Source organism: Methylotenera sp. (genome assembly GCF_029945535.1).
Lineage (GTDB): Bacteria > Pseudomonadota > Gammaproteobacteria > Burkholderiales > Methylophilaceae > Methylotenera.
The window spans coordinates 635674-651890 of the sequence record NZ_JAQSCU010000013.1; the positions used below are offsets into that span (position 1 = coordinate 635674).

Here is a 16217-nt window from a genome sequence, read left to right on the forward strand (position 1 = left end):
CTAAATATGTCAATGTCATATTAATAGTCAAAATAGTAGGGGCATCTTATGGTTGCTCTATACCATCCTGAAGACTCAACAGGGGTTAGAACAGAAGGGGTTTCAAACACAATCCCTGAAATCGTTTTCCTCATAAACAGGGCTTCAATTTGGTCGCTCAAGGTGTAGGCAACTTTTGAACCTTTACCTTCCTTAACATAAACTTGGGCTTGCACAGTGCCTCGCTGACGAGACTTTGAGTTATTCCCTAGGCTTATTTGTGAGTTACCAATGAAGCGCAGCGACAGGTCAACAAACGGAGTTGTGCGCGTACTCACCTCAATCGTATGAAGATTCTCATACTCAACCTCTGCAGACGTGAAATTTGCAGCAAAGTATGCGAAAACTGTAGACCTGATGAATTCTTTAGACATTACAATACTTCCCTGCCAAGTTGCTCGGCTTTAGCTGTGCTGATGAATAAGTGAACTTCAACTACGTCAGCTACAGTTTGACTAATAAGGTGTCCAACGTGGTTGGGGGTTCTCAACTTTGCTTCGGTTGAGGTTGCCAACCAATCAGCATAGTCAACGCTGTTTGACACGTAGATAACATTGTTGAGGCTTTTAACCTGTGCTTGCCTGCCTGCGTTTGCGTCTAAAGCGTATTGCTCAGCTTCTTCGTGAGGGTCTTGTTTAGAGTAGGCTTTAACTTCTAAGGGCCACTCTGCTTTGATTTCTGCCCAGAACGCGTCTTTAAAGAAGTCGTCATGACTTGTATCAATTCCATCAACTGAATACTTCCAATTAGCAACAGCGTTACCTGAAAATTGAGGAGAGTTTTCTAAAGCTTTTTTAAACACTTCAACAGACAGGCCTCTTAGAGTCTGCACAGCAAGGTCTTCCACCGATACAAACCAAGCGTCTAAGCCTTCATTAAATTCCCTGGCATTATCTATTTTAAGCACGTCTAACCTGCAGTTCCCAGCAAAGGTTTAGATCATCTTGAAAAGAAATAACTATCCATGAGAAACCAAACATCGTTAACGTATCCCCAGATTTTGGTGTGGCCACAGATGACTTTTCAACCACTAATAGCAAGTCTCCTGTAACGTACTTAGGCGCTGAGGCAGTTTCGTAGTTGTAGCTGTCTTGGAATCTTTCCCACAAACCATTGAATACAGTAGGGGTGATTGTGCCAAAACTATCTGAGGCTGCGTTGTACGCTAAGCCTGATGTTGACATGTAAGTGATAGATGTAATATTTAATCTAGGCATCACACTGGCTTCGCCAATCTGGATACCTGAACCGCCTAAGTACACATTCCTTATTCGATACTTATCAGCTCCAAGGGTTAACACTTGTCCAGCAAAAACGTCTTCTCCGAGTGCGAAGAAAGTATCCATGAAGCTGTACAACTTGGATGAGCTTTCAACTTCTTTACTGTCTTTCACCCATATTGCAGATGAGTAGAGGTCAACACCTCCAGTGGTGAGGAGTTGTTTTACCGTCTGCAATTTGCCCAGGGCTTGTGCCTGATGAATAACATACTTATTGCGGATTGCTGAGCCTTGGAAGCTGTCAGTATTCTTCTGTCCAACAATCCATGTAAGGCCCTCAATAGTTACAACGCTTCTTGGAGGCATTGTTATTTCTGGGCTTACTGAAAGGATTCTTCGCTCTACAGTTACACCGTCTCTTTTTGAGTCGTCATAAAGGTCTAGCTGACCTAAGAACGTGTTGGCTGGCAGATAAGCATCTGCACAAACTGTTAAATCGAAAAAGCTGGAGGCATCTTTTAAATCCATATTAACCTGTTACTGGGTCATAGGAAGGAGAGGACACACCCATAAAGGCAGGTATGGTTGTAATTGTTGCAGGTGTTCCACCTGCAGACAAAATGTATTGTTTAGCTAGGTCGTCTCTATAAGAGGCTGCCAAATTTAAAAGGTTGTCTACAGTGTCTTTGTAAGGGGTGCCTGTAAAGCGATCTAAACCTGCTTTACCATCAGTGATGGATTTTTGTGCTCGCATAGGCAAGCTGTAAGCTACAGATAAGCTAACTGACGAGGAGGCGTAAAGCCTGACAGCTCGGTACAGTCCTTTTTGCAGCGAAGTTTCTGTAGCAGTTAACACTGCAGCCGCAGCTTCAGTGTATTTTGCAATTAAATCAGTACCCACCTCTTGCAGCTTAGTCTCAAGTTCAAACAGGTAAGTCTCTAACGCTAAGTCAGCGTCAGGAAGTTCCTTAGGGTTTACCCCAAGGATTGCTCGAATGTCGTTATAAGTCGTGTAAGAGGTGAGTGTCATATTAGCTTACTACTGCGTAACGAGCTTTGATTTGAGCTTCTAGCCAAGGTGTAATTTCAACGTCCTTTGCCTCACCAACACGCAACCAGTTGTCTTCCTCTACTGCAGCACCTTTAAAGGGGTCGCGTAAATCCATCACCGTTGCAGTGACTGCCTTAAGGTTTGAAGGTGCTTGAACCGCTGCTGCTGCTTCTGCATCTAAAGCTGCCGCTTTTTCAGCATCTAAAGCTGCAGCTGATTCTGCGTCTAACTTTGCTTGAGTTGCTGCCGCTGTCTCTGCGTCCAATGCTGCCGCTGTCTCTGCGTCTAATTTTTCTTGAGTTGCTGTCGCTGTTTCAGCTTCTAATGCTGCCGCTTTTTCTGCATCTGAAGGTACTTGATTATCTTTTGCTGCCATTTTAATTCTCCAATTGAAAACAGGTAGGCAGTGAACTACCTACCTGTTAATTTTATGACAATGTCATATCTTAGCTTAAATAAAGTACAGTCCAAGCTTCATCAAACATACGGTATGCAACTTCACCGAAGTCATAACGCATAGCTTGTGCTTTACGTAGAACGAATTGCTCAACAGCTGCGTACTCAGCTTGAGAGTTACGTACGCGGCGAATTGCGTAGCGACTATCAATACCAACTGCTGTCCATGCTGGAACTACACCATCTTCAACTAAGAAGATTTGTACGTTTTGCCATGCTGGATTTGCAACTTGTGCAGTAGCATTGATACGTGGGCTGTTAGGGTCATCATTAGTGATAACAGGGCGGCCAATACGGTTTTCAATAGCCAAGGCTGTAGCCAAGTCGCAGATAACCCAATCAATGTGGCGTTTGCGGAAGTTCGCACGTAACCATTGAATCCATGTTTTGTGGTTCAATACGTGAGATGAGTCGCCATTACCGAAAGATGCAGTAGTAACTTGAGCTAAAGCAACTGAGCCCATGTCAACGTCACCGTTGATGAATGCTGCGATGTATTCGTCAACGCGAGCAGCACGTTCGATTTCAGCTTGACGAGCAAGAGCTAAAGTAACGAAGTCAAGCGATGTTGCGCCTAAAGCTTCATCAGAGATTTGCATACCGATTGAGAATGATGGAATCTTACGAGCAACATCACTTACAGTAATGTTCATCATTACGTTTGGCTCAGATAGTTGAGCAATCGCTTTAGAGCGAGCGCCTTCTGGACCAGAGTAATTGATCAATGGTTGTTCAAAGCGAGCACCAACGATGTCATCAGAAATTGCAATCAAGCTGTCAAACATTGCTACGTAGCCAGATGCATCCACTTTCAATTTGTTCTCAACAGCTTCTAAGAACACTGCAGGGAAAATGATACGTGAAGCAGGGTTTGCATCACGAACAATTACGCCAGCATTCATTTCAGCTTTACCACTTAATACGTCTGCCATTGAAGGAGCGCGGATTGCGTAGCGGTTATCACTATGCATGAACAGGCCACAATCAGCTGCGATCTGCTCGAAAGCAGTACCGTACTTGTCTGAATCTGTTTCATACTTAGTGTTGATGAACTGTGGAACAGTCATCTGATTAATTGCTGCGTCTTTATAAACGCTAACATCTAAAGCTACTTCTTGGGTAGCGCCGTTTAGATCAATAAATTTTGCCATGATTTTTCCTTATGCCTCGCCAACACGTTCAATAACACCAACAGACCCAGCAGTACCAGCTCCAGAGATCAAGCGCCATAAATGCGTATTTGGTGTGCGAGCTGTGTATGCGAATGGTGATGTACCAGATTGAGATGCTGCAGTACCTGCTTTAACCAGTAAAGCCGTTGCTGAAGCAACACCTTTAGCTACTGGAGTAGCAACTACTACTAAACCACCGATTGCTACTGAACCTTCTAAGACTACTGACTTGCGACCAGCTAATACAACTGAACCAAATGAGTAACCATCAACTGTTGCTGACTCAACTGCAACAATGAAAGCTTCAATTTCGTCACCAGCAACTGCCAATACGTAACGGTCTGTAGCACCTAACTTAACTGCTTTACCAACATCTGCGTCAGTCAAATAACCTGATGCCAAGCCAGCAGTGTCTGCGGCAAGTGCTGATAGCTTGGTAGAGATAATTTCTTCTACGCTGAAGCTTTCTGTAAAATTAAACTTAGCCATCTTTATTTCCTTTCTTTAGTAGCTGAAACTTTGGCTTTGTGCATCGGTGAAACCTTTGCTTCAACAGCTTTTGTGTCAGGATTTGACGTAGCAACTGCTACACCGCCGACCTTAAATTTCTTATTGAAATCTATGGATGCTGCTGAATGTTCTGCCAACAATTGAACTGCTGTCAGAGCACTTAAATCACGCTCAGAACTGCCTAGCGCGATATTCATTTTGTTCACTGAGCCTGCTGCAATTACCATCAAAGCTTCTTGATTTGCTAAAGCATCAGCTGATAAAGCTTGCAAATCACGTAGAGAGATTGTTGACTCTAGTAAGCTTGCGTTAACTTCTTTTAATTGGGTTTGTAAGTAAGTTACTAAATCAGCGTTTGCAGTTGCAACTTCAGCAACCACTGCGACTTCTTCAGTAACTTCCGCTACTACTTCTTCTTGGACAACTTCAGTAGCAACAACTGTTTCAGCAGTCGCTTCTAAAGTAGCCAAAGCAGTTGCAGCTGCAATTTCTTCAGGAGTGAGAACACCACCTGCTGAAATCACCGCTAACTGCTGTGCATTTAATGACAATGTCATATTTGAGGCCTTTATAAAGGGATTTAAGTTATTGTTACTGAAAGACTTATTGCTGTCAAGGGCTACTTTAGAAACTAGCTCTGACATCAAACTGTCGAACGTTGAAACGCTATCTACAAGGCCAGCAGTTAAAGCTGATGCCCCTATAAATTCTCTACCTTGAGCCATTTGAGTATCAGCGATTGAGTACGAAACTGAGCGATTATCTGCTACATGCTGTACAAAAACGCTATACACCTGGTCAAGTTGTGATTGGATTTCTTCAAGGCCTGTACTAGACAAAGGCTCTAAAGGTGAGTTTAATTGTTTGAACTTACCTGCGCGGATAACTGTAGGTACAACACCATCAGCTGCATAGGCTGCAGAGTAGTCCATGTGACTTGTGATAACACCGATTGAACCAACAACCGCAACATCACTGGCTACTACTCGGCCTGCTGAAGCACCTAACCAATATGCGCCTGAAGCCATTACGCCACCTGTATAGGCAGTCACTGGTTTAACGAACTGGTTAATTTGGCTGATCAATGTAGCCGTATCAGTAATGCCTGATACCGCGCCGCCGCCAGAGTTGATGTCTAGTACGATGTGTTTAATAAGAGGATTACCAACGGCTTCTGCTAGGGCGGTACGAATGTCATTGTAGCTAGTCACGCCAAGGTATTGGTTCATCCATGAGTCGTTGTTCACTAATGAACCAGCGATGTTGATGATACCAACGCCACCAACGATACTCAACATGCGACTACCTTGACCACCTTCAGAGTTCGATGATGCTTGTTGCTCAGTTGAAGCTAAGATTTTATCTAGCGCGACTTGAGCTGTATTGAACGTGTCAATCGACCCAACCCAAAGTTCTTTTTTATGCTTTTTCATTGTTTGCCTTTGGCTTAGAGCCTTTGGAGTTTTTCGGAGCGTCTGATTTCACGCTTTGATTTAACGCGCCGCCGCCTGCATCACCAGTACCAGTTGCACTACCGCTATAAGGGTTTGCCGTTGGGTCTGCGCCTGCAGTAGTTCGGAAGAAAGTACCTGAAAGTAAAGGAGCGCCTACAGGAGGAAGTGAGCCTGTAATAGCTAGACCAGCTTCTTCATCTGAAATTAAGCCAAGTGATAACTGGTCTAGGATACGTGATTGCTTCATTGACTTGAATGCTTCCAACTCACTGGCTGGGCGTAAATCAATATCACCGTACGTAAACTCGGCATAAACATCAAAGCCATATAATCTTAGGGCCAATGTTAGTGCGCGGCTGTAAATATCATTTAACTTGCCTTGCACCGCGCCTTGTGAGTTCTTCATAAATAGAAGTGTTTCACTTGAAGCAATGTTCTGTGAACCTGAACCATGACCTAAGATTGAAGGTAAAGTCTTCGCGCCTGTGGCAAGCTTCGCATCAATGATCTCGTTCAAAACAGTGTATTCTGCATCGAGCGAAATATTACCGTTAGTCATATAGCTTACGTCTAAAGTGTCAAACACAATCAATGCATCTTCAGGTTGAAGGCCATTAACCTTACCCTCGATTTCGCTGATGACGGCGTTCATATAAAGAACTAATTTGTCTGGGTCAGATGCTACGTCAGCAGGTATGTTCTTTTTAAATTTGTCTGAGTCAATAATTGCTTTCAATCTTGGGTGAATAGCTTTCTTCACCACACGGCGCAAATCATTTTGGAACTCTGTACTAAATAGCACAGGCTGAATCGCAGACTCAAGCATTGAGCTCGCGTATGGATTCAGTAGGTCTTGGTCAAGTGACGAGTAAAAGAATGTCGGAATATCTAAATCAACTTCTACGCCTCCGATGAGTTGGAACGGTTTTAACCATTTGTCATCGGCGCGAAATTTTACTTTTGTGATTGAGATTGGTACGAGCGATCTTGGAAGTCTGTCTTTACCTAGCACCAATTCTAGCGACATTGCGCCATACTGGATTAACTCTTTAGACAGAGACTCCGAACAGGCTCTAAGTCCTGTAATACCGCTGAAGCCGTCTGTGTAATCCTGCAGAATATTTAAACGCACAATCAGCTGCTGCAATGCCACAGTAGCTTCTCGGTTAAATGTTCCGTCTAAATTCTTAGCAACCGCAACATAATCTGGTGTGATGGCTGTTCGCAAATACGCGAATACTGCTGATGATAAATCTGGTGACGCTGCCACCATTTCACGAATAACTGACCATGTATCTGGCTGATTGCGCGTACCTAATATATCAGTAGTCGCTAAACGTCTATCTGTATTTGGCAGTGGTGCAGAACTTGGCTTGGCCGTTTTAAAGAAGCTGGGCGTTGCTTGCTGCCCAGCTTTAACCTTAGGTGGAGCTATCTTTGGTTGGGCTGAAGCCACGTTCAATTCACCTATCTCTTTTAGAGACATAGGCTTTTCACTAGGCTTGAACCAATTAAAGATATTCATATAAAATTATTATGACATTGTCATATTTACAAAGCAAGTAAATTATGAATCATCTGCACCAAAATATAGATTTGTTGCCATTCGGTTAATCCAACCAGCTCCAAAATCTTTCCAACCTTTGCACTTCACCATGTAGCGCATGCGCTCGCTAATCACGCGCATTATCTGGTCAGACTCAGTCATAGCATTGGATGCCTTCAATGAGTGAGCACCAAAAAATCCATCATCGGCTACGCCAAGTGCTCGTTGATAACCTCTGATTGCTGTACCAACTCCTGAGTTGATTGCAAAATCAAACAGCTGCCACGCAACGCCATCGTAAAGATTGTCTGCGTTTAAAGCGTCCCAGAAATCTCTCTTGTAAATAAGCTTAGCTTGTTCTACCGACAAATTCTTAATGTCATAAGCAGGGTACGAACGTTTACTAATCCCGAACTTTGTTTCACCGCCTGCATCATTTGGGTCGTTACTGTAGTTGCCCTCATGCCCTAACAGGCGCGTAAACATATCTTCAAACTTCATACAAACTCCTTCACTAAATAAAATACCTCAGCCGCAACGCCCCAAATAATTAAGGCGGTCACTATCATTTTGTTAATACTCGTCATCGTAGTCATCCCATTTAAACTCTGGCAGCTCTACCGTTTTGCCAGCAAATTCATGTGTACAGTCGGCTAAAAACTCAATCATTCCATCAGTTACAAAACTGTGGCAGACCATTGGTTTGCGTTCTTCGCCCCAAGGGTACTGAACTAAAACTGACGGTGTGAACGTTGGTTTGTCCATGCTGCCATTCCATCCCCACTGACTACCGTTGTGAGAACCTACCTTGGTATGGACAGGGTGCGTAAACTTGCAGCCTACGCAATAAAAGCTATAGCCGATGATGTCCTCAGGTGCTGCTTGACTTGCGAATTCTTTAATCTTAGCCATTGTAAAGACCCTTATTTTTAAACGTGTAAGCCATCTGTGGAATCACAATTGAAGTGTGTGACATTCCAACCATGCGAGAAGCCACCCATAGATAGAGCAGGGCGTGGTGGAAGTGATCGTTTCCTTTGGCCGACTTCTTCCATACGTAATGCATTTCGTTGTCGTTGCCAAAATCTTGGATACGCTTCATATCCTGAAGGTGAGCCTTAATGGTTTCCTTGTTCTCATCTTCTTTGCATACCCACTTGCCACTCTTGATAGTTTCCATGACGGCATCTAAAGTGTGGTTGCGGTTAATATCTACCTGACGTAATTCTTCCTGACCTTTCTCAGCCATTTCTTCTTTGGTTTTTACGCGGTGTGTGTCAAGGTTCTTAGTCACCACATACAAAGCACCGTACAGATTGCTGTCAGTCTCTTGGAAGCGCATTAAAATATCAGTGTAGGGCTGACTATCCATTACAGTTAAACGTACCCTGTGCTTGATTTGTAGCTCGCGCTTGCGCGTCTCTAACTGACGTAAAGGGATAATCTCGGTATGCACCGTATAAAGAATGCCCTCATAGTCGATGTACCCAACCATAAGGTGACACTGCAAACCCATATCGATACCCATGACCGCTGTATAAGCCTCTGGAAATTCCCCTGGCACGAAGCAACGGTTGATTTCCTCTAGGCCCATACTTGTCTCACTATCTTCCGCAGGCAAGCCAAGGTTGAAGTTGATGAAGTCGGCATAGCGCGAATACTTCGTACTCGCTGTGATTAAGTCTTTGACGCTAATAATGTTCGGCGCGTCAAATGGGCTGATTTGATAACCAGCTGTTTCATAATTGTCGTTCTGGTTCTCAACTACCCACTGTCTATGCTCAACCTGCAGGCTCGGCTCTTTGCCACAGTTAGGGCACTCAAGGTGTGCTGAGGCAAGGTTGTACCGCTGAATCGTATCCTTGGTGATGTCGCGCATGTCACCACTGAAGTTCTTCATTTTGATGTGCTGGAAGTAATCGGGCACAAACAAATGATTGCAGTGATTGCACTTACAAAAGTTGTAGTGGCGGCGCGATGAATCGAATAACGCACTGATGCCATAACCTGCTGCAGTCGGCGTAGACAAGTTTATCTTCATCTTATGCTTAGAGTGGGTCAACCGTGATTGGTAGTTCGTCACCACTTCTAAATCCGAGAAGTCCAACTCATCGTGAATCAGCGCGTCAGCTGGAATAGAAATCGCCGCTGCCGAACCCTTCGTACCTTTGTAGTAAATGAAGCTTTCCCCGAAGCGTTTCACTTCTGAGTTATTTGTGACGTTATGAATCGCCATTGAAAGGGCAGGGCTACCGTCAATCACTGGGTCGATACGAGTTTTCACAAACGTATTCGCAAAGCTTGCTGTCGGTAACGTAAAGATGGTTGTGAAACCTGGCAATATGTTTGACATAGCTAATGACCGCCTAGCGGCCAGCTCAGACATACCTACTTGCGAACATTTACGTACGGCAATCTCACGGCTTTGATCAAGAAGAATCTGCAGCTGGAATTCATGGTTCTCAAACGAGAATCTTTCCCCACGAATGAACGTGTTCTCCATAATCCAATCAGGCACGTTGTTTAAAGAGAACCTTTTGAATATGGCCGTCTTTAATCGATTTAAATGCGCTGAGGTATTGGTTAATGCAGACTTCACTTAGTCAAGTTTCCCAACTCACGCTCGTAGTTGAGGAAGAACTTCTCAGAAACCTCTGTCGGCATCTCTTTTAACGCGTTTGTGAGGCATTGCTCCATGATCTTCAGGCGCTCGGCGTTGTACAAAGTAGCCTGTGACTTGGTAATTTCACTCAAAATATTGCTACAGGTGTTGACGATTTGAGCCTTCTGGTTGGCTGGAGTCTGCTCATCCTTGATAACTTCGGCAAGGAGTGCCTTGGTTTGGTGATATTGCATGAGTAATTCATGCTCTAAATCGAGGTCAATCAGCGATGTAGAGGGCAAATATGTGTCAATTTCTGCGCGTTTTGCCAGTAATTCATGGATAGTTAGGCCAGAAAGCGTCAAATCCCGTGTACTTTCCACAGGTTTTACCTCTTTTTTCTCCGCTTTCATTGCTTTTCTATCAAACATTGGTCTTTACCTTGTATTTGTTGCTCCAGAACATCAGGTATTTGATGGCTGCAAGCAGTATGTCCACGCTCTCGCGTAAATTTCCTATACCTCTGTTACATGTTCCGCATAACAAGCCCCTGACAGTGCCGCTGTCGTGGTGATGGTCAACGTGCAGGTTATGGTTCACCTTTTTACATATCGCACACCTGTTCTTTTGTTTTGCTTTTAAATCCTCAACGAACTCTAGGGATACCCCGTACTTTCGTTGGTAAGTATTGTTTTTACGTTTATCCAGCACCTGCTTTTTAAGGACTTTGTCCTTATTCATTCGCCTATTTAGTGCAGTGGTTTGGTGTTGCGTGTTGTAGCAGGACCGACAAAGACCTTTGGCATGATGCTTTGTGTCTGGGTGGCAGTCTGCATAGCGCATAGGCGTAATGTGAGGTTAAGATATGACATTGTCATATATGAACGCCAAGAAAGCAAGCTCTTAGTTTGTGCCATAGAGCCTCGCAATGTGTTCTAGCAGATGGGCTGTAGAGTGTTGATTATACTTCCGCAGTTCTGTAGCTGCGTCCAGGAAAAGGTTTCCGCGCTTTTCGGTATCGGTGTTGCGAATGATTTCAGCGATCTTTTGAGCGTCAGTCATACCTTGGCTACCCAGCGATAAAGTGTACGTGAAGGGATGTTGTGTTCTTTAGAGACATCCTGAATGTCTGCGCCGTTTTTGATTTGTCTAGCCAAGTCTTCTAGCAGTTGATTACGCGCCTTGTTGTCCTCGGACTTCTTCTTGCGATCTGCAACGGTGCCGATGAATACAGGTTCGATGCCGAATTCCTTCATCATGTTCTTAACTGTGGCTGCTGAGCAGGTGAGGATTTCGGCTGCGTCTGCGATGGTTAAACGGCCTTTACCGATTAAACCTAAGGTGACGGGGATGCTGGCGTGGTAATTTTTAATGTGTCTCATGATTTTCGTAGTATAGGTCGGCGTTTTTACTTTGTCAACTTTACAGATGTGTACTGAAAGTTTGAAAAAGTGAAATTTCGGATTTTGGGGTAGGGTCGGGCGCGTTGCTCTCCTTCTCTCGTTAAATGGGTGTACGTCACCAACAACAACAACAACAACAACAACAACACATACACATACACATACACATACACATACACACACATACACACACATACACATACACATACACATACACACATACACACATACACACACATACACATACACCAACAACACCAACACACCAACACACCAACACACACCGACAACAACACATACACACCATGCCAATGGCATAACTAACACGCCATATAAGCAAAGAACGTGCCAACAAAAAGCGTCAATATTTCGCCGAAAGCGTCATAATATCGTCAATATTGTTGGCATGATTAATGCTTTAAGCACATACCATGCCATTGGCATATAATGCAACATATACCTTTATAATCAACTACTTACATAATATATAGTTGTTGTTTTGTAATTGTGGCATACGCTTTGCATTATGTTTACTTGTCACTTTCGACATGTTTTTAAGGGCTTGCCATTATGTCTATATTGTTTTTAACGCTTGCCCTTGAAACTCTTATATTTTTAACTTACAAATTAAAGGCTTAATATTATGACTAACACAACATCAAAACTTTATAACGCTATCACTTCAGTATTTGGAGACAAGCAAGCGTTATCTAATCAATTAAACGATGATTTAACGACTATGTTTTATGCACTTGCCGTGAATAAAGATAGCGATAAACTAGACAAAACTTTACAACATATTACAGTTACTACTTTAATGTTAAAACGTGACAAGGCAATCAGCATGGGCAAGCCGTTAAAAGACAACATTAAAACAGATTTTTTCGACTTATTAATTACATTTAAAAAATTGGGCTTTGATAATTGGGATAAAGTCCACGGCAAAACCGCGACAAGCCCAGCATTAAAAGTATCGCAACTAACAGAAAAACAAAAAGCCGATAAAATCAGTTATGCCGAAGTTTTAAAGAATGACTTTATGCAAGCTTATAATGCGAAAATTGAAAGCTACAAAACACTTAAAAATGAAAGCCTTGCAAAATCTAAACTTACTAAAGCAAGTAACGAAAAAATCGCGCTTGAAACTGCCGAAAAAATAGCCATTGAAAAAAGCAATGAAGCCGAAAAAATCGCTTTAGTGACGTTTAACATGACAACAATTTTAAGCGATATAAAAGGCTTGAATTTTAAGCAAGCGAAAAGCATTGTTAAACAATTAAGCGAGGCAATCACTCACGCCGAAGGCTTGCAAGCTGATAAGGCAAAACAAGCCGAAGTTATCAAACTAGCGAAAGAGACAAAACAAGCTAGTAACCGTGTAAAACATTTAAGCAATAAAGCCCTTAATAGTGAACTATTAGCGGTTAATCAATAGGACATTGTAAAGCCTCATAACGAGGCTTTACACATAAGACTAAATCTTATGTGTGAGGCTTTAAACTGATTGATACGTCAATCGCTTGCTAGTGACTTTGAACGGCTTAATAGCTTAGTAATTGAGACGGCAGGATGCACTAAAATAGTGCGCGCTCTTTTCAGCTTCGGCGCTTGCCGAAGTTTACAAATTTAGAGAATTAAAATTAAATTGCAATCGGTCAAAATCCGTTTTGTTGATAACTCACGCCTAAACTTTAATCGGTTTTTGGTAGAAGGTTTGATGTTTATTTTCGCGCCCTGCGAAGTTTTCGATTTAAGGTTTAATTCTCGATTTCAAGTTTTAAAGTGAGTTAGCCCAAGGGTTAAACACGCCTGTATCAATTCCACGACAACGAAGTTTATTTCTAAACTGAGTTTTTCAATCTCATTCTCTAGTAATTGCCATACCCATAAAAGCAGTGGGCGCAACAGAACGGTTTGAGTTCAGCAGTCAAAATCCGAAAATTTAAATAATCAGCAGCGACCTAGCTTAATAGCGGTTTTCGTTGTCGGGGTTGGTGTAGGTGTACTCACTGGTCTAGCAAGATGCCACGTTGTTGGAGTCCTATTGGTTACATTGTAGCCAAGCATTGGTCACGGTCTAAGGACTGTGAGTATCCCAGCAATAAATCTGCTCAGTATTGCCCCGACACCGAAGTATTCATAGGTCGAACCTCGTGAGTTTCGGTGTCGTGGGTATATCCGAAAGCATTCAGCCTGAATGCTTTTCGATGTACCTAAGGAGAGTGTAATGTCAATTATGTATGATGCGAAAAATCGCAGAGCCAGTTTGTTGTTTCGTATGCGTTTAGATTGGGCGTTAAAGCGTTCAGTTAAGCGTGAGGCTAAGGCGAAGCGTTTGTTGGGGAGGTCATTATGATCGTCTTGTGTTGGTTGGGTGCTGCCTGTTTGTTTTGTGTGTGTTGGAGTCGGTTTCGTGGTTAATGTAATTTTCGGTGTCGGTGTCGTGGAAACTGAAATTTTAGTTGACAAAAATTTTTTCACGGGGCAGCTTTTCAATAAAAATCTGAACTAAATCAATAACTTAAACCTATTCCCATTTGGGAATAACGCCTAAATCCATACCTATTCCCATTTGGGAATAACGATAAAATTCAAAGGAGTTGCAATGCATACCTTTTCTGTATTGGCTGGCAAGCCTGATGGTGATGAACTCAACATCAAATACGCTTCTGAATTCTTCGCCACTTTTGACGAAGCAATCGCAAACGCAATGTCGGTTTGGGACTATCCCATAATCTTAATCTCAATTGGAACTGAATCTGGTTCGCACTACAGAATTGACGCGAAATCAGTCGAATATTTTCCAGCTCGAAAGGTTATTCACACTAAACCTTTGTTTGTAATTCTTGAAAGCACTTCAAAAGGTTACAACATACAAAGGCACTCTCTACCTAACTTCAACCGAAAGGATACTGAAAATCACTTGGAGATGCTGCAAAAAATCAGACCTGAAAATAAGTTTGCAATCCTTGAAGAAACTCAGGAAGACTTCGCGCATGCTAACTAACATCTATGACATCTTATGCTTTCTAACCTCAAATGGTATTCGATTTGATAATACAGAAGAATATCTAGCTTTTTATAAGGAGTTACAACATGGCTAAAAAACTAATCCACACTGAAACAAACCTTGATGCAAAACGCATGGTGAAAGTGTATGACGATTCACAGTGGGGCGAATATGTATGCGAATTGTATGAACTGAAATTAGTTCCAATCGGCGGCGGCGTTTGTAGTCGTCAATGGGTGAAATATGATGAAGCTTCTTATCACACATGCTCTCGCACTCAATCTGATAGAGATGATGCAATAGGCACTGCGGTCATGATGTGTAAGCCACTCAAAACTCAATTAGAACCAGACCCTGTTTTTAATCTACAATATGACAATGTCATTAATAAGGAGTAACACCATGACCAACAATGCGGCACCGAAAGTGCCAAACGTAAAGCTGAAACACACTGAAGATGCGTTTTCAACTGTAATGCTAGTCGGAGCATTCCACACTCACTATGGAATATATGAGGACATTTATGAAGTCCTTTATGTTTTCAATTCGCTTGATGATTCATGGTCAAAACCATTCCTGAACATCTTTACTGCTGTGGCCCACTGCCATGAACTAAACGGCATCTACACTCACATAGAGGTGACAGCATGAAAGGCAGAGACCTAGAGAACTATGGCGCTTTCCTAGATTCTTACATCCCCGACAACGAAGCCGACTATTTGCTTGAGTCTGATCACCTCACTAACGAGGAAATCCAAACTCAATTAGCCTGGGCAGCATCATCCCACGACAACGAATATTTCGGTGAAGGATTCTCAATTCAGACATACTAACCAAAGTCAATAGGGTTTGACAAAATAACAAAAAGCTTTTTTGACAAACCCGAATCTTCATGCTATAAGCAAAAACTCTGTAACACAAAAAAGACCCTATTTTCCGAGTAGGGGGCTTGACAAATCCAAAACGCCTTGCCCAAGGCTTCTCAAGCCAAGTGATAAAATTTCCAAAATTAAAATCACTATCTGAAACCCATTGCCAAGGTGAATTTAATCCACAAGTCATACTTTTCTTTTTTTTAGTAACCTTCAAGCTCACAGGATTTTTAAAAAAGATTAATTTAACCTTTAAATCAGTCTTTTTTAAGCCTCTTGCAAGCTAAGTGATTGATTCTATTCAATTCACATCTTTTTAAAAGTCTTAAATTTTCTCACCACTTGCCTGACCCTCCCTATTTTGAGACCCCGAAACCGACTGAAAAAGCGTCATTTTCGTAAAATGCCAAATCCGCAAGGTGTTGATATATAAAGACTAAATTGACGGGGGCAAGGCTAAGTGATTGATAGTATTCATATTTAATTTATGCGTGGAAATCACTTAAAAAGGTAGCACAGTGAGGTCAAAAGCTCGGAGGGTAAGGTCAAAAGGTGTCACAGTAAGCTCTCAAATTGCTTAAATTTTAAGCATCACTGTGACACCTTTTCAATCCGACTTTGAAATCTGCTTAAATTTTAAGCATCACTGTGACACCTTTTACTGAAAAATATTTATTTTGACCTCTCACTGTGACACCTTTTTGGGGTGTTTAAGTAAGTGTATGAATTTAAAGCGTTTTGGCATTTACTGTTTATACTGTTTAAAATGACATCGTCATATTTATACGAATGCCATTGACATATTAAATGACAATGGCATACAATTCTTTTGTCGCTTAGTAACCGACATAAAGGGTAATTCGATTTTAGAATTCTACCAAA

At 42.3% G+C, this 16217-nt stretch carries 22 protein-coding genes; 6 read left to right on the top strand and 16 right to left on the bottom strand.

The features are described from left to right. Positions 1 to 20 precede the first annotated feature (20 nt). From PSU72_RS10635 to PSU72_RS10705, 16 genes are all read right to left on the bottom strand, one after another. Positions 21 to 413: a phage tail terminator-like protein gene (locus PSU72_RS10635; RefSeq protein ID WP_300432416.1), complete on the bottom strand. Its 393-nt coding sequence runs from the start codon at positions 411 to 413 to the stop codon at positions 21 to 23. Further along, positions 413 to 946 (bottom strand): hypothetical protein, encoded by a 534-nt coding sequence (locus tag PSU72_RS10640; RefSeq protein ID WP_300432417.1) that lies wholly within the window; start codon positions 944 to 946, stop codon positions 413 to 415. Before PSU72_RS10640 ends, PSU72_RS10635 begins: the two co-directional genes overlap by 1 nt. After that, the gene (locus PSU72_RS10645; RefSeq protein ID WP_300432418.1) at positions 939 to 1625 is read right to left on the bottom strand and encodes a hypothetical protein; all 687 of its coding nucleotides are present in this window, start codon (positions 1623 to 1625) and stop codon (positions 939 to 941) included. The genes PSU72_RS10640 and PSU72_RS10645 overlap by 8 nt, the downstream gene beginning before the upstream one ends. 163 nt (positions 1626 to 1788) lie before the next feature. Then, positions 1789 to 2289 carry a hypothetical protein gene (locus PSU72_RS10650; protein WP_300432420.1) on the bottom strand — a complete coding sequence of 167 codons (501 nt, stop codon included), beginning with the start codon at positions 2287 to 2289 and terminating at the stop codon, positions 1789 to 1791. 1 nt (position 2290) lies between these two features. Then, positions 2291 to 2686, bottom strand: coding sequence for a hypothetical protein (locus PSU72_RS10655; protein ID WP_300432422.1), 396 nt, complete (start codon positions 2684 to 2686; stop codon positions 2291 to 2293). 70 nt (positions 2687 to 2756) lie between these two features. Then, a complete protein-coding gene (locus PSU72_RS10660) occupies positions 2757 to 3917 on the bottom strand; it encodes a hypothetical protein (protein ID WP_300432423.1) in 1161 nt (386 codons plus the stop codon). A gap of 9 nt (positions 3918 to 3926) precedes the next feature. Next, positions 3927 to 4427, bottom strand: a complete 501-nt coding sequence (locus PSU72_RS10665; protein WP_300432425.1) for a hypothetical protein — start codon at positions 4425 to 4427, stop codon at positions 3927 to 3929. A 2-nt stretch (positions 4428 to 4429) separates the two neighbouring features. Then, positions 4430 to 5881: a S49 family peptidase gene (locus PSU72_RS10670; RefSeq protein WP_300432426.1), complete on the bottom strand. Its 1452-nt coding sequence runs from the start codon at positions 5879 to 5881 to the stop codon at positions 4430 to 4432. Next, the gene (locus tag PSU72_RS10675) at positions 5868 to 7427 is read right to left on the bottom strand and encodes a hypothetical protein (RefSeq protein WP_300432427.1); all 1560 of its coding nucleotides are present in this window, start codon (positions 7425 to 7427) and stop codon (positions 5868 to 5870) included. Before PSU72_RS10675 ends, PSU72_RS10670 begins: the two co-directional genes overlap by 14 nt. 42 nt (positions 7428 to 7469) lie before the next feature. Then, on the bottom strand, positions 7470 to 7949 hold the full coding sequence (locus PSU72_RS10680; protein ID WP_300432428.1) for a glycosyl hydrolase 108 family protein: 480 nt from the start codon (positions 7947 to 7949) through the stop codon (positions 7470 to 7472). Between the two features lie 72 nt (positions 7950 to 8021). After that, positions 8022 to 8360, bottom strand: coding sequence for a DUF6527 family protein (locus PSU72_RS10685; RefSeq protein WP_300432429.1), 339 nt, complete (start codon positions 8358 to 8360; stop codon positions 8022 to 8024). Then, positions 8353 to 10047 carry a phage terminase large subunit family protein gene (locus PSU72_RS10690; RefSeq protein ID WP_300432430.1) on the bottom strand — a complete coding sequence of 565 codons (1695 nt, stop codon included), beginning with the start codon at positions 10045 to 10047 and terminating at the stop codon, positions 8353 to 8355. Before PSU72_RS10690 ends, PSU72_RS10685 begins: the two co-directional genes overlap by 8 nt. Then, the gene (locus tag PSU72_RS10695) at positions 10044 to 10481 is read right to left on the bottom strand and encodes a hypothetical protein (protein ID WP_300432431.1); all 438 of its coding nucleotides are present in this window, start codon (positions 10479 to 10481) and stop codon (positions 10044 to 10046) included. Before PSU72_RS10695 ends, PSU72_RS10690 begins: the two co-directional genes overlap by 4 nt. Continuing rightward, the gene (locus PSU72_RS14435; protein ID WP_367186089.1) at positions 10474 to 10791 is read right to left on the bottom strand and encodes an endonuclease VII domain-containing protein; all 318 of its coding nucleotides are present in this window, start codon (positions 10789 to 10791) and stop codon (positions 10474 to 10476) included. Before PSU72_RS14435 ends, PSU72_RS10695 begins: the two co-directional genes overlap by 8 nt. 8 nt (positions 10792 to 10799) lie before the next feature. Further along, positions 10800 to 10967: a hypothetical protein gene (locus PSU72_RS10700; RefSeq protein WP_300432432.1), complete on the bottom strand. Its 168-nt coding sequence runs from the start codon at positions 10965 to 10967 to the stop codon at positions 10800 to 10802. A 141-nt stretch (positions 10968 to 11108) separates the two neighbouring features. Further along, a complete protein-coding gene (locus tag PSU72_RS10705) occupies positions 11109 to 11771 on the bottom strand; it encodes a hypothetical protein (RefSeq protein ID WP_300432433.1) in 663 nt (220 codons plus the stop codon). 325 nt (positions 11772 to 12096) lie between these two features. On the opposite strand from PSU72_RS10705, the gene PSU72_RS10710 reads away from it, so the two are divergent. The 6 genes from PSU72_RS10710 (at position 12097) to PSU72_RS10735 (ending at position 15622) form a co-directional block, all read left to right on the top strand. Then, positions 12097 to 12888: a hypothetical protein gene (locus PSU72_RS10710; protein WP_300432435.1), complete on the top strand. Its 792-nt coding sequence runs from the start codon at positions 12097 to 12099 to the stop codon at positions 12886 to 12888. Between the two features lie 792 nt (positions 12889 to 13680). Next, positions 13681 to 13809: a hypothetical protein gene (locus PSU72_RS10715; protein ID WP_300432436.1), complete on the top strand. Its 129-nt coding sequence runs from the start codon at positions 13681 to 13683 to the stop codon at positions 13807 to 13809. A 249-nt stretch (positions 13810 to 14058) separates the two neighbouring features. After that, positions 14059 to 14460, top strand: a complete 402-nt coding sequence (locus tag PSU72_RS10720; protein WP_300432437.1) for a hypothetical protein — start codon at positions 14059 to 14061, stop codon at positions 14458 to 14460. 89 nt (positions 14461 to 14549) lie between these two features. Continuing rightward, positions 14550 to 14861: a hypothetical protein gene (locus tag PSU72_RS10725; protein ID WP_300432439.1), complete on the top strand. Its 312-nt coding sequence runs from the start codon at positions 14550 to 14552 to the stop codon at positions 14859 to 14861. A 4-nt stretch (positions 14862 to 14865) separates the two neighbouring features. Next, on the top strand, positions 14866 to 15114 hold the full coding sequence (locus tag PSU72_RS10730; protein WP_300432440.1) for a hypothetical protein: 249 nt from the start codon (positions 14866 to 14868) through the stop codon (positions 15112 to 15114). 298 nt (positions 15115 to 15412) lie between these two features. After that, complete coding sequence (locus PSU72_RS10735) at positions 15413 to 15622, top strand: hypothetical protein (RefSeq protein ID WP_300432441.1); 210 nt, start codon at positions 15413 to 15415, stop codon at positions 15620 to 15622. The last annotated feature ends 595 nt before the right edge of the window (positions 15623 to 16217 follow it).

Excerpts from the sequence above, each read along its gene's own strand:
- PSU72_RS14435 (WP_367186089.1), bottom strand. The coding sequence starts at position 10,791 with ATGAATAAGGACAAAGTCCTTAAAAAGCAGGTGCTGGATAAACGTAAA.
- PSU72_RS10685 (WP_300432429.1), bottom strand. The coding sequence starts at position 8,360 with ATGGCTAAGATTAAAGAATTCGCAAGTCAAGCAGCACCTGAGGACATC.
- PSU72_RS10725 (WP_300432439.1), top strand. The coding sequence starts at position 14,550 with ATGGCTAAAAAACTAATCCACACTGAAACAAACCTTGATGCAAAACGC.
- PSU72_RS10680 (WP_300432428.1), bottom strand. The coding sequence starts at position 7,949 with ATGAAGTTTGAAGATATGTTTACGCGCCTGTTAGGGCATGAGGGCAAC.
- PSU72_RS10660 (WP_300432423.1), bottom strand. The coding sequence starts at position 3,917 with ATGGCAAAATTTATTGATCTAAACGGCGCTACCCAAGAAGTAGCTTTA.
- PSU72_RS10655 (WP_300432422.1), bottom strand. The coding sequence starts at position 2,686 with ATGGCAGCAAAAGATAATCAAGTACCTTCAGATGCAGAAAAAGCGGCA.
- PSU72_RS10650 (WP_300432420.1), bottom strand. The coding sequence starts at position 2,289 with ATGACACTCACCTCTTACACGACTTATAACGACATTCGAGCAATCCTT.
- PSU72_RS10730 (WP_300432440.1), top strand. The coding sequence starts at position 14,866 with ATGACCAACAATGCGGCACCGAAAGTGCCAAACGTAAAGCTGAAACAC.
- PSU72_RS10715 (WP_300432436.1), top strand. The coding sequence starts at position 13,681 with ATGTCAATTATGTATGATGCGAAAAATCGCAGAGCCAGTTTGTTGTTT.
- PSU72_RS10635 (WP_300432416.1), bottom strand. The coding sequence starts at position 413 with ATGTCTAAAGAATTCATCAGGTCTACAGTTTTCGCATACTTTGCTGCA.
- PSU72_RS10720 (WP_300432437.1), top strand. The coding sequence starts at position 14,059 with ATGCATACCTTTTCTGTATTGGCTGGCAAGCCTGATGGTGATGAACTC.
- PSU72_RS10670 (WP_300432426.1), bottom strand. The coding sequence starts at position 5,881 with ATGAAAAAGCATAAAAAAGAACTTTGGGTTGGGTCGATTGACACGTTC.
- PSU72_RS10695 (WP_300432431.1), bottom strand. The coding sequence starts at position 10,481 with ATGTTTGATAGAAAAGCAATGAAAGCGGAGAAAAAAGAGGTAAAACCT.
- PSU72_RS10665 (WP_300432425.1), bottom strand. The coding sequence starts at position 4,427 with ATGGCTAAGTTTAATTTTACAGAAAGCTTCAGCGTAGAAGAAATTATC.
- PSU72_RS10700 (WP_300432432.1), bottom strand. The coding sequence starts at position 10,967 with ATGGCACAAACTAAGAGCTTGCTTTCTTGGCGTTCATATATGACAATG.
- PSU72_RS10645 (WP_300432418.1), bottom strand. The coding sequence starts at position 1,625 with ATGCCTCCAAGAAGCGTTGTAACTATTGAGGGCCTTACATGGATTGTT.
- PSU72_RS10705 (WP_300432433.1), bottom strand. The coding sequence starts at position 11,771 with ATGCCATTGGCATGGTGTGTATGTGTTGTTGTCGGTGTGTGTTGGTGT.
- PSU72_RS10710 (WP_300432435.1), top strand. The coding sequence starts at position 12,097 with ATGACTAACACAACATCAAAACTTTATAACGCTATCACTTCAGTATTT.
- PSU72_RS10675 (WP_300432427.1), bottom strand. The coding sequence starts at position 7,427 with ATGAATATCTTTAATTGGTTCAAGCCTAGTGAAAAGCCTATGTCTCTA.